Source organism: Runella salmonicolor, assembly GCF_024158025.1.
In the GTDB taxonomy this organism is placed as follows: domain Bacteria; phylum Bacteroidota; class Bacteroidia; order Cytophagales; family Spirosomataceae; genus Runella; species Runella salmonicolor.
In genome coordinates, this window is sequence record NZ_JAMZEL010000014.1 from 143,204 (window position 1) to 156,353 (window position 13,150).

6 protein-coding genes are annotated in these 13,150 nt (G+C 47.2%); all 6 read right to left on the minus strand.

What is annotated here, in order from left to right; genetic code table 11:
- Nucleotides 1–58 precede the first annotated feature (58 nt).
- The gene (locus NCI00_RS24825) at nt 59–1,513 is read right to left on the minus strand and encodes a DUF1501 domain-containing protein (RefSeq protein WP_253532197.1); all 1,455 of its coding nucleotides are present in this window, start codon (nt 1,511–1,513) and stop codon (nt 59–61) included.
- Nucleotides 1,514–1,671: 158 nt separating this feature from the next.
- Entirely contained in the window at nt 1,672–4,005 is a 2,334-nt protein-coding gene (locus NCI00_RS24830) for a PSD1 and planctomycete cytochrome C domain-containing protein (protein ID WP_253532198.1), read from the minus strand.
- Between the two features lie 9 nt (nt 4,006–4,014).
- Complete coding sequence (locus NCI00_RS24835; protein ID WP_253532199.1) at nt 4,015–5,448, minus strand: DUF1501 domain-containing protein; 1,434 nt, start codon at nt 5,446–5,448, stop codon at nt 4,015–4,017.
- 108 nt (nt 5,449–5,556) lie between these two features.
- Nucleotides 5,557–7,914, minus strand: a complete 2,358-nt coding sequence (locus NCI00_RS24840; protein ID WP_253532200.1) for a DUF1549 domain-containing protein — start codon at nt 7,912–7,914, stop codon at nt 5,557–5,559.
- A 152-nt stretch (nt 7,915–8,066) separates the two neighbouring features.
- Nucleotides 8,067–9,569 carry a RagB/SusD family nutrient uptake outer membrane protein gene (locus tag NCI00_RS24845; RefSeq protein ID WP_253532201.1) on the minus strand — a complete coding sequence of 501 codons (1,503 nt, stop codon included), beginning with the start codon at nt 9,567–9,569 and terminating at the stop codon, nt 8,067–8,069.
- A 12-nt stretch (nt 9,570–9,581) separates the two neighbouring features.
- Nucleotides 9,582–12,650: a SusC/RagA family TonB-linked outer membrane protein gene (locus tag NCI00_RS24850; protein ID WP_253532202.1), complete on the minus strand. Its 3,069-nt coding sequence runs from the start codon at nt 12,648–12,650 to the stop codon at nt 9,582–9,584.
- Nucleotides 12,651–13,150 lie beyond the last annotated feature (500 nt).

Below are 13,150 nucleotides of genomic sequence, written 5' to 3' on the forward strand. Positions count from 1 at the left end.
CGCCACGAGGGTATGCTTCGAAGCCGTTGTGGGTGAAAAAACACCAACAACCTAATTCTCAACTAATAATATCACGCACTACTTTTCCTGATACGTCGGTCAGCCGATAGCGACGGCCTAAGTGTTTAAAAATCAACTTCTCATGATTTAGGCCCAACAAATGCAAAACGGTAGCCTGAAAATCATGCACATGAACGGGGTTTCGACTGACGTTATAACCCACTTCGTCTGTATCGCCATAAACTATTCCGGGCTTGATGCCACCGCCCGCCATCCAAATGGTGAAGCAGCGCGGATGGTGGTCGCGACCGTAATTGTCGGCCGTCAGTTTTCCTTGGCTGTAACTCGTACGGCCAAATTCGCCTCCCCAAATGACCAATGTTTCATCTAACAAACCGCGTTGTTTCAAATCCGTCACCAACGCTGCCGACGCTTGGTCAACGTCTTTGGCCTGACTAGTGATTTCAAACGGAAGATTGCCGTGTTGGTCCCAGCCTTGGTGGTACAATTGCACAAATCGAACCCCGTTTTCGGAAAGTTTACGCGCCAAAAGGCAGTTAGCGGCGTAAGTACCCGGCACTAAGCAATCGGGACCGTATAATTTCACAATATCGTCGGGTTCTTTCGACAAATCCATCACCTCCGGCACGGCCGTTTGCATTCGATACGCCATTTCGTATTGCTTCACTTTGGCGGCAATTTCGGGGTCCCCAAATTCACTGTACGAAAGCTGATTCAGTTCGGATAAGTTGTCCAACATCTCGCGACGGGCAGCGCGGTCCATGCCTTCGGGGTCGCGCAGGTACAGTACGGGGTCTTCGCCTTTGCTAAACTGTACGCCCTGATGAATGGAATCCAAAAAACCGTTGGACCAAAGTTTGGAATAAACTCCTTGCCCATTGCCGATGCCACGTGAGAGCAAAACCGTAAAATCTGGCAAGTTTTTGTTTTCATTTCCTAACCCGTAACTCAGCCACGCGCCCATGCTAGGGCGATTGCCTTGTTGGGAGCCAGTTTGGAAAAAAGTGAGAGCGGGGTCGTGGTTGATGGCCTCGGTGTACATGGATTTTACGATACACAAATCATCCACGATTTTGGACGTATAAGGCATCAAATCGCTCACCCAAGCGCCCGATTGGCCGTATTGTTTAAAATCCACAAACGAAGCCGCCAACGGAAACGACGCCTGATTGGCCGTCATGCCCGTGAGTCGTTGCATACCACGCACCGACGGCGGCAGTTCCTGACCCACCATTTCGCAGAGTTTGGGTTTGTAATCAAAGGTTTCAAACTGCGAAGGAGCGCCGTTTTGGAACAAATAAATGACTCGTTTGGCCTTGGGGGCAAAATGAGGAATGCCCGGCACAAAACCAGCCTCGTCTACGTCGCCACCATTCAGTAAATTGGGTATCATCAACGACCCTAACGCCACGCTTCCCAATCCCAAACTCATCGTGGACAGGAAACGACGTCGGTTAAAGGTCAGACCGTGTTCTAAAAATTCTTTTTCCATAGCCCCTACCCGCTGCGGCGGGCCGCCCCCTTGGGGGAATTTAGTGTTTTTGATGTATCCACTAATAAACTCTATTTATTAGTAGTTAAAGTTCCTACTTACTTCGTACCTCTTAATTCTTATTTCTCACTTCTGCCTTCTCTCTCCAGGTTACTGACCTAGGACTTTGTAATCGCCTCTTCCAAGTTGTAAATCGTATTGACAATGCGCATCAACGCCGCCAATTGTGTCTTATCTAGTTGGGCAGGAATGGGGTATTCGCCCACGGCCAGCAACTTTTCGGCACTCGGCTTGGTGATTTTTTTCAGCTCTTTGTCGTAATAAGCCGCCAATATAGACACTTCTTTTTCACTGGGTTTACGGCTCACAATGAGTCGAAAAGCCTTTGTGATTTTATCTTGGGTAGAGCTTTTTTCTTGCAACAACTTCGCGGCCAATACCCGCGAGGCTTCCAGCACCGTCGGGTCGTTCATCATGACCAATGCCTGCAACGGAGTGTTGGTTTTCAGTCGTTTAACTTCACAAAGGTCGCGGTTGCTGGCGTCAAAAATACTCATCGCGGGCGGCGGAACCGTTCGCTTTATCAACGTATACATACCTCGACGATACAGGCTTTCTCCGTGGTCTTGGACGTACATAGAAAGCAATCCCCGGCCGGACGTAGCCCCTTCCCACAATCCAGCGGGTTGGTACGGTTTCACGCTTGGCCCACCAATTTTGGGCACCAACAAACCACTACTTGACAGAACCACATCACGCACAAATTCGGCGTGAATCCGGTAACGCGGTGCCCGGGCCAAGAAAATATTGTCAGGGTCGGTGGCCAGTTTTTCGGGCGTCACAACGGCCGACTGACGGTACGTAGCCGACATCACCATTTGTTTGACAAGGCGTTTGATATTCCAACCGTGTTCCATAAAATCGACCGCCAGCCAATCGAGCAGTTCGGGATGGCTAGGCAGTTCGCCCTGCATTCCAAAATCTCCCGACGTTTTGACGATTCCTTTGCCAAAAAACTCCTGCCATACCTGATTCACAAATACCCGCGCCGTGAGTGGGTTTTGCTTGTCAACCAACCACTTAGCCAAACCAAGTCGGTTTTTAGGGTAAGATTTATTGAACGGCAGAATAAAACTAGGGGTATTGGGTTGGACTTCATCGCCGGGTGCATCGTACGCCCCACGACGAAGAATGTGGGTTTTGCGCATCGTGTCCAAATCGCTCATCACCGATACAATCAGGCGGTTGGTATCGGGCTTGTTGATAAACGTCAGAATGTTTTTTACGTCGTCGTTGCTGATTTCCATCAACGGTTTTTTGGCGTAAGTTTCGGGTCCACCAATCACCGACTCGATTCCCACTTCTTTGACATTGTTAAAAAACGCAAAGAGTTGGTAGTATTCTTTTTGGGAAAAAGGGTCGTATTTATGGTCATGGCAATGGGCGCATTCGAGCGTCATGCCCAAGAATGCTTTGCCAAATAAATCATTCCGGTCGGTGACGTAGCCAATGCGGTATTCTTCGGGAATCACCCCACCCTCTTCCGTAATCTTATGGTTTCGGTTAAAGCCCGTCGCCAGCAATTGCTGTTTGTAAAGCGCCTCATTGTCGCGGTTGGGGAGCAAATCGCCCGCCAATTGCCAAGTCACAAATTGGTCGTACGGCATGTTGGTGTTCAGGGCATGAATCACCCAATCGCGCCACGGCCACTGCGTGCGGTAGCCATCATCTTGATAACCGTGTGAATCGGCATAGCGGGCCAAATCCAGCCAATAAACCGCCATTTTTTCGCCATAAGCAGGATTTTTCAGCAATTCATCCACTGCTTTTTCGTAGGCATTCGGGCTTTTATCGGCCAGAAAACTGTCCATCATTTTCAGCGTGGGCGGCAGCCCGACCAAATCAAGGCTAAGGCGCCTCAACAGACGTTCTTTGTCGGCTTCTTCGTTGGGGCTAAACCCTTTTTGCTCCTGTTTGTGCAGAATAAAATAATCAATCTCATTTTTGGGCCAATCTTCCTTTTTCACTTCAGGAAGTGCAGGTTTTTTGGGTGCCACAAACGCCCAATGTTTCTCGTATTTAGCCCCTTGTTTTATCCATTTTTCAATGAGCGCGATTTCGTGCGACGACAGCTTGAGATTAGACGCGGGCGGCGGCATCAGCTTGGCAGTATCTTTGGTCGTAATACGCAAGAAAACCTCCGAAAGTTGCGGTTCTCCCGCCACAATGGCGTGGGCAGATGGATGCTCTTTCAAGGCTTGGAAGGCGCTTTCGGGGTCGTCGAGTCGAAGGCCCGCCTGCCTTTTGTTGGCATCAGGCCCGTGACAGGTCAAACATTTGTCCGAGAGAATGGGACGAATGTCAAAATTATAGCTGACCCGGTCAGGAATATGCTCCTGCGTAGCCCGGGTCGTTGAGCTATTGGTACACGACAGCAAATACCCACCAATTACTGCCGAAATACCTATACCAAAGAAGAAAATCTTTCTCATTGTGAATCGTTAAGCCAATAAATCCATCACGGCTTTCCCTTTACCGTCGGGTGTTGTATAAAAGGGTCTTTTTTCGATTTCATACTGAGTATCAGGCGGAATCCCCAACGCATGATAAATGGTTTGATGGATACCGTCAATCTTCACGGGGTTTTCAATGGTCTTGCACGGACGCTCGTCGGCCGTTTTTCCGTATACAAACCCCTTCTTGATTCCTCCCCCAAACATCAGCATAGAACAGCCATCCGTAAAGTGGCGGTGCATTCCGTAAAACTTGATGTCGTCCAAAATCTCTGGTTGTTTGACCTGCTCTTGTACTTTGGCTTCGGGGCGGCCCTCTACCATCATATCGCGACTGAATTCACTGGCAAGGACAATCAAGGTGCGGTCAAGATGCCCCGATTTATCCAAATCCTTCACAAGTTGAGCAATAGGCCCGTCAATCTGCCTTTTCATTTCTACCAAGCGCGTATGGCCATTTTCGTGCGTATCCCAGCCAAAGAAAGGCTCATATTCGGTGGTCACGCTGATAAAACGAGCCCCTTGCTCGGTCAATCTTTTGGCCAACAAACAGCCTAAACCAAAGCGCCCAGTATTATAAATATCGTAGCTTTCTTGCGGTTCCGTGGTTAAATTAAACGCCTTGGCTTCGGGCGAATTGAGGAGCATATAGGCCTGTTCCATTGAGCGTTTCAGCGATTCTTTTTGGTAATCACTACCAAACTCACCCACGGGACTATTACTGATTAAATCATTGTACAGCTGATTTCGGCGCTCAAAGCGTTTGGCATCCATTCCAACGGGCGGACGCACACTTTCCAACCCCTGACTAGGGTCTGGAATGAAAAACGGCCCAAACTCATTCCCTAAAAATCCTGCCGTATGAAAGGCTTTCAGCTCTTCGGCTTCACCAACGGTAAACCGCTGACCGATGTCAATAAAAGCAGGAATAACGGGGTTTTTGGGGCCCAATTCTTTGGCAATCCACGCCCCCATGTGCGGCGCGGCCACCGTTTGAGGTGGCTCATAACACGTATGCCAGTGGTACTGATGACGTGAGTGTAATATATGGCCCATATCTGCCGCCACATACGACCGAATGAGCGTTCCCTTATCCATCACTTTACCGATAGATTGCAATCCTTCGGAGAAATTGATTCCGTCCAAAACGGTCGGAATGGGTTTAAATGTACTCAGGACCCGGTTGCCTTCCATTCCTTTTTCAAAAGCCGTATATCGCTTGGGGTCAAAGGTTTCGGTATGGGCCATTCCGCCTGCCATCCACAGCAAAATTACCGTATCGGCGGTTCCATTCGTCTGTCCTACGAGTTTACTTTTACAGCTAGACAACAGACTCGGCATCGGAGCACTGGCGGCCAAAGCGGCCAAGGTAGCCGCACTGGTTTTTTGAAGAAATTCTCTTCTATTCCATCTATTTTTCATGATAAACATTGCGGTTTATACAAAATTCTACAAAAGTTGCGCCCCTGCGGGGGCTTTTTAGATTCTTCACAATTGGTGGGATTTTCACCGCCAATCTCTTTCCTCCCATCAATAAATCAACTGAAACTCAGGGTGCAGTGTCATGGCCCAAACCAAATCCTGAATTCCTTCTTCGGTGGGTTTGGGGCCAATGATTTTTTGAGCCGCCACAATTTCTTTGGACAAAGGCTCTCGTCCCAGCGACTTTTTGTACAGTTCTTTCACCAACACATCGGAGGTCGGGTATTTGACTTTCCAAATTTTCGCGCCGTTTTTCAGGGCTTCATTAAATTGGGTGCCATTGGTCAATTCCAACGCCTGCAAAAGATTCGCCTGTGAGTTTCGACTTGTGGTCACCGTTTCTCGATTCGGCCGCCCCAAGGCCGTCAAGAATGGGTCTCTTTTTACCAAAGATGCCCGCGTGAAAGGAATCTCTTGTTTGATGGTTTCGGGTAATTGCTTAAAAACAAGCGCGGTATCTACATAAATTGGATTAAAAACCACACTTACGGCATCGGCAAACTGCTCCGCCGTTAATCGCCGGCGTACCATTCCTTGAAATACAAAGTCGGGGGCCGTCACCAAGCCTGCATCTTTGATGCCGATAGAAGGCAATTGATAGGTCTTGGAAGTCAGAATGGTATACATCAGTTTCTTAATATCGTAGCCATTCGCCGCAAAATCAGAAGCCAACCAATCCAGCAAATCCTGACTCCAAGGTAGATTATCCATGGCATCTACTGGCTCAACAATGCCCCGGCCCATGAGTTGCGCCCATACGCGGTTTACCAACGTACGATAAAGTCGTCCGTCTTTGGGCTGTACCAAAAACTCCGCCAGTTCTTTAAGTCGTTCTTCGGTCACGGGGGTCTCCTTGATTTGACCTAGTTCTTTAAACAACAACCCGCGCCCAGCCAGCTTACCCGTGGGCTTATCACAACGGTGGATTTCCAACGTAGTATCGGCAAAAACGTTGGCAAACGCGTAGGCGTCTTCCAGTTTCCAGTCGCTGATAAAGCTATCGTGGCAAGAGGCGCATTTCAGGTTGAGTCCCAGAAACACCTGTGCTACATTTTGGGCGGCTTGCATTTCATTGCGCTGACTGGCGTTGATGGTTCCGCGCCATTTAATTCCTTTGATAAATCCTGCCGATTCTTTCGTCGGGCTGATTAACTCTTTGACAAACAGATTGTACGGTTTATTGTTTTTGAGGGATGCATACAACCATTTTGTGATATTGAAACGACCACCCGTAATGTACCCTGTTCCAGAATAATCATTACGAAGAGCATCGTTCCAAAACGTCAGCCAATGCTGCGCGTAGTCTTCGTTGCGAGCCAGGAGGCTTTTGACCAATATTTCCCGTTTGTCGGGGCGATTATCTTCGATAAACACCTGAATATTTTCGGGAGAAGGCAACAAACCGATAACGTCCAAATAAACCCGGCGGATGTAGGTTCGGTCATCGACGACATTTTTCCAAGCAATTTTGTTTTTCTGAAAATACGCATTGACCAAACGGTCAACGGGTTGCGTAAATTGAGCGGTTGCTGGGGGCAGTTCAGGCATACGAGGGGCCATTTCTGCCACCCGATAAATGCTTTTTTCGGGGCCATCGGGCCACGGAGCGCCTTGTTTTATCCAAAACTCCAAGAGAGCCACTTCTTTTTCACTGAGTCGCTTGCCTTTGGTGGGCATTGCTTCTTTATGGCCTGTTGGAAGGGTGATTCTGCGTATGATTTCACTTTTGTCGGGATTTCCCGCGACGATAATCGGGCCGTCTTCGCCGCCTTTAAAGATAAATTCTTTTTTGTCTAGCCGTAATTCACCTTTTGTTTTGGTTGCACTGTGGCAACTGTAACAATTATGGGCCAAGATAGACCTCACTTCCACGTTCAATTCCACAATTTGTTCCTGCGTGAGGGGCTGATTAGTGTTGGCAAACGTAAAGTTTGCCCCTCCTTCGGTATTTTCTTTTTGGTCTTTGTTGAAAGGTAAAACGCCGGTCAGATAATCTTCTCCGTGCGTCAGTAAAGCGCCGTAGTGCCCAGCCAATGTGACCCCGCCTACGGTCATAAAAAGCATGGTTTTATAAAGCGAGGCGCGCCCCGTACGAAGGGTAAACAATGAACCCAAGGCAAAAACCATGGTGGCAATGCCCGACCATTGGTGAATGGTGACGGTATCGCCGCCGTATTCGTCTTGATTGGCTAAAAGTAAACCCAACGCTACGGCCAACACCGAGCTGACGGCCCCAATCCAAACCAAAGCGGTGATGCCAGCGCGCAATTCGACTGATTTGCGCCGCCAACCAACAATTTCAAGTATTAACGCTACGCAAAGCAAACTGATGGGGAAGTGGACGACCAAGGGGTGTAATCGGCCTAAAAACTGCCAAAGCCAGAAGATTTCTGTGGTTTCCTGCACGGTTTTTAACAAAAATAAGGGTGGTAAAATTTGGTTAAGAAAGTACCTGTCGTACAAAGCAAAATTGCTCTTTAGATTACGACAGGTACTTGAAAATGTACTACTTATAAAAGCGGACTCTTTATCAAATCCTACTTATAAAAGTCGTCCTGCTATTGGTAACCGGGATTTTGAGTGAGTTTGCTATTAATCAAAATTTGCGGTGCCGGAATTGGCAGGTAATACTCAAAATCACTGTACACATAGTCGAGCGCGTTGAAGGCAATTCCGCCTCTGGAAACGGTCGGATTCGTTTTTTCTTTGGCCGCGTAAGCATTCATAAACGCCGCCAATTCAGCGGGGGTTTTGGTGCGTTGCAAATCAAACCAACGGTGGTTCTCAAATGCAAGCTCAACGCGTCTTTCTTTGAGTACGGCCGTACGGTAAGTGTCTTTTGTCAATCCCGTCAATTCTGCCAGCCCTGCCCGCTTACGTACTTGGTTCAGATAGCCCAATGCCTCAGCATCTGGTCCGGTAGCTTCGTTGATGGCTTCGCCGAGCATCAACAACACATCAGCGTATCTAAGCACAGGCCAGTTATTGTCCGAGCGCCCCGTAATCGTGTGCGGATAGCGGTATTTATTGACAAAAGGAATCGGCACAACTGTACCGTTGAGGGTGTAGCTAGTTTGCAAAGAAATATCCTTGCGAAGGTCACCAGGTTCGTAAGCCGCAATCATGTCATTGGTGGGGATATTACGACCGCTTGGCGTAGTATTGGCAAATCCCGTTACAGCTCCCTGCGAAAGACGTGGCGCAAACAAATACACAAAGTTGCTTTGCTCACCCAAGTCGTTACCACCCTGGTACTGAACTTCAAACACAGATTCTACACCGTTCTTCTTGGTGGGGTCAAAATTATCCTTGTAGTTGGCATACAAAGAATAACCCAATGGCAACACCTGCTTCAGCGTAGAAACCGCTTCTGGATAACGCTTGAGGGTCAGATACACCTTACCCAACAAACTCAGCGCAGCCCCTTTCGTAACCCGTCCTCTTCCCGCAGCAGGATACGTAGTAGGCAGTAAGTTGACGGCATCTTTCAGGTCGGCTTCGATTTGCTTATACACCTCTGCCTGCGGAGATTTTACCAAATCAAAAGCTTCGTTGGGGTTTTTCAACGTTTTGGTGACCAACACAACATCCCCAAAATAACGAACCAAATTAAAGTAATGGTAAGCTCTGATGAATTTCAATTGACCACCGATGGCGCTCTTGGCGGCGGCATCAATGGTGCTAGTTTCGAGCTTTTCCAGTGCATAGTTGATATTGTACATGGCAGAATAATGATTATTCCACAACGCCGCTACTTCGCCATTGCCGGGGTTAACGGTCGAAAATTCAAACGCTTCCCAACCAGCTGCACCCCCACGGTCAAGGGGGTTGAAATCAAGCGTTGTGTTGTCGGACATAAATTCCTGTCCCAGATACGCCGTATTTGTGATTTGCTGCAACTGACCATACACGCCGTTGAGCGCCTGCTCAAACTGGGTTTGGTTTTGGTAGAAAATATCTGTACTAATCCGGGTCGGGTCAGTGGTCGTCAGGAAGTCATCGTTACACGAAAACTGAACCAAGCCAAGCGTTACAAGTATAAAAGAGGTTATTTTTTTCATTTCTGCGTAGAATTAAAAGTTAAACTTAGCACCAACCGCCAACGTTCTTGGAACAGGATATGACTCATCGTCGTTGTTCAATTCCGTGCCGCCTCTCACACCCGCATCAGGGTTGTTGCCAGGGTATTTCGTAAATAGGAACAAGTTGTTGGCCGTTACGAAAATACGGGCATCGCTCAGTACTGATTTGAATTTAGGAAGGTTATAACCGATGGTTACGGCCTTTAACCAAACGTAGCTACCATCGTATACGTAGCGCTCACTGCTCTCGCGTGACCACTTGAAGTAGTTGGTTCCACCTTGTGAATTTTTAGCATTTGGATTAGAACCTGGATTGGAAGGTGATCTCCAGCGGTCTTTCGCTTTGTCCAATACGTTAAACACGCCGTCCATGTTCATGGTCGATGCTTCGATGTTGCGATAGATGTCAAAATCGTGCGCTCCCACAAACAAAACGTTCAGGTCAAAGCGACGATAATCGGCCGCCACGGTCCATGCCCACGTAAATGCGGGGTTTGGATTTCCGATTTCAACCATGTCCTGTGTATCATACGACACCACGCCGTCGCCGTTGGTATCGGCAAATTTCATACCGCCCGGAATCACTCCGTCTTGCTTAGGCCACGCGTCGATTTCGGCTTGTGTATTGAAAATACCTAATTTTTGGTATCCGTAAATCATCCCAATAGGACGGCCCACTTTCTGTACGTTATAGCCTCCATAAAATCCACCATACCAAAGCATATCATTGGCTCCTTTGATGGCTAATATTTTGCTGCGGTTTACGGTAAGGTTGGCATTGGTGCGGAAATTTACTTTTCCGATGGTGGTTCTGAAGTCAGCACTTACTTCTACCCCACGGTTCTGCACTTTTCCGATGTTGTCCAAACTTGAAGTAAAACCTGACACCGCTGGGATAGAAATTGGCAGCAACATGTCGTTGGTAATTTTGCTGTAATATTCAAACGTGAAGGTCAGCTTGTTGTTGAAAGTAGCCACGTCCAAACCAATGTCCAACTGGTTTGACTTCTCCCATTTTAGGTTGGAGTTGGCAAAAGAACTAATCACTTTCCCTGCCGCAAATGCATTGCCAAGGATATAGTTGTTGGCTCCCACAAACGCCAAACTTGGGTAGTTACCGATGTTGTTGTTACCCGTTACCCCCCAGCTTGCTCTCAGTTTCACGTCTGTCAACCAAGAAGCTTTTGGCATAAATGACTCTTCCGTCAATCTCCAACCTACCGAAGCAGCGGGGAAATCTCCGTATTTGTTTTGAGCACCAAAACGTGAACTTCCCTCACGACGGAACGACGCCGAAAGTAGGTATTTATCTTTGTAAGAATAATTGGCGCGGGCAAAATACGCCAACAGTCCCCAACCATACTCGTACGAGTTGGAAGAGCGAATAGAAGCCGCTCCCAAATATGGCACCAAATCATCTGGGAATGTATTTCCTGAGCCATCCACGCCGTAGACAGTTTCTTTTTGAGAAGTTACTCCCAGCAAAAAGTCCATGGACTGATTGGCACCGATTTTGGGCGTGTAGGTCAAGAGTTGGTCAAAAGAGTAATTACGCAACTGCTCGTTTATATCCCGCGCTGTCGCGATTCTTGGTGGCGCACCCGCTGTACCAGAAGCCACCGATAAACCGATGGTTGACGGGACGTACTCTTTATATGCGTTGAAATTAATCTTGGCATTGACCGAAGTACGGAATTTCAGATTCTTCAAAATCGCAATTTCTGCAAAACCGTTGGCAAGAACATCTCCGATGTTTCTTCTTCTGATAACATTGTTAAGTACAAATACAGGGTTAGGAAAACCAAACGCTCCGTCAACCCCGCCAATGTAAGGACGCATCGTGCCGTCATCATTGTAAATCGGTTCACGCGGGTCCATCAACAACGCACCACCCACTAAGGCACTGCGACCGTCAGTATTGGCTACGTTTTGTTTGGTGTAGCTACCGTTTACGTTCATCCCAACGGTCAGGAACTTAGTAACCTCACCCCCGATATTGCTACGAATCGAAATCCGGTCGTAATTGGTCTTTATGATAGAGCCTTCCTCCTTAAAATACCCCACCGAAAGCATTGATTTAAGAGGCCCTTTTCCCGACGAAATCGTCAGGTTTACGTCCATATAGGGGGCATTATTGCGCATAATGGCTCCGAACCAGTCGGTCGAGTACTTGGTCTGCTCTGGATACCGGAAACCAATCGGTACCTCTTCCAGTTTTGGTTCTCTATTCTGGAAATAACGGATACCGTCTTCAAAAATCTCCTTTTTAAACTGGGCAAATTCAACCCCATTGAGCATTTTTACCCTTCTAGAATCAGGTACATTCTGAATACCATAATCAATGGAAAGATTCACGTTCACTTTGCCTTCTTTGGCGCTTTTGGTAGTAATCAACACTACCCCGTTAGAACCTCTCGCTCCGTAAATCGCGGTTGAGGCAGCATCTTTTAACACTGTGATGCTTTCGATGTCGTTGGGGTTTAAGTTTTGACCTACCGATGTACCCACGGCAAAGCCGTCAATTACGTAAAGAGGGTCACTACCCGCACCTAACGAACCTATTCCCCGTACCCGTACTTCAAATATTCCGCCTGGCGTACCGCTTTTCTGCTTAACCACCACCCCGGCAGCACGGCCCTGAAGCAACTGGTTCATGTTGTTGGCGGGCTGCTCACCAATATCTTTCATATTGATGACCGATACCGCCGAGGTAATATCCTGCTTCCGTTGCGAACCGTATCCCACAACGACCACTTCCTGCAAGGCTTTCAAGTCTTCTTCGAGCGTTACGTCAATGGTTTTTCGCCCTTGGCTATTAATGGTTTGGCTAATCAAACCCACGTACGAAAAAACCAGTGTCGGATTCGTTTTCGTCGTCGTAATTTTATACTCACCCTCCGAGTTGGTCGTAGCACCGTTGGTTGTTCCCTGCTCAAGAATAGTTGCCCCCGGGATTCCCAAACCGTTGGCGGTGGTTACCTTGCCCTGAATTTGCACCCCTTGTGCTACTCCCTTAAAGGCAAGCAGCATACAAAGAATAAATAGTCGAATTTGTCTCATAATAAAGGTTGTGTTAAGGGTTGTGTAAATTGTTTAATTAACTTTTGAAACTGATGAGGACGGAATAGTAAGTTACATAGATGAATAGGATTAAATGGTGTTTTTATAATGTGAGTTACTGAACTGCATAAATAAAATTTGAAACTTTTTAACTTTACTACAACCAGCTGATTTTAAAACACTTACTTATACACTTTTACTTTCTCTATACAATTCACAATTGAATTTATCCTGTACTAGCCTGCCTGAATGCTTTACTGTGGATAAGCGTACTTGCAATTGACAGTGCGCTGGTATAAGTGCTAAAACCCCTTCATTTATATAAACATATTGAGTTTATATTTAACAAATCTAATCCAAAGCAAAAGCATAGTATTTGCTCAAAATGGTCATTCTTTTGCACTTTTTGATATTTAAATGGTATTAAATAAAGCCCATTAGTCCTCAAAAAAAACCTTAAAACGAAGTCAAAACCAAGCAAAACACTTACAATTAAATTA

What these genes read in the sequence shown, in the direction of transcription:
- NCI00_RS24835 (WP_253532199.1), bottom strand. Translation starts at nt 5,448, where the DNA reads ATGAAAAATAGATGGAATAGAAGAGAATTTCTTCAAAAAACCAGTGCG.
- NCI00_RS24850 (WP_253532202.1), bottom strand. Translation starts at nt 12,650, where the DNA reads ATGAGACAAATTCGACTATTTATTCTTTGTATGCTGCTTGCCTTTAAG.
- NCI00_RS24845 (WP_253532201.1), bottom strand. Translation starts at nt 9,569, where the DNA reads ATGAAAAAAATAACCTCTTTTATACTTGTAACGCTTGGCTTGGTTCAG.
- NCI00_RS24825 (WP_253532197.1), bottom strand. Translation starts at nt 1,513, where the DNA reads ATGGAAAAAGAATTTTTAGAACACGGTCTGACCTTTAACCGACGTCGT.
- NCI00_RS24830 (WP_253532198.1), bottom strand. Translation starts at nt 4,005, where the DNA reads ATGAGAAAGATTTTCTTCTTTGGTATAGGTATTTCGGCAGTAATTGGT.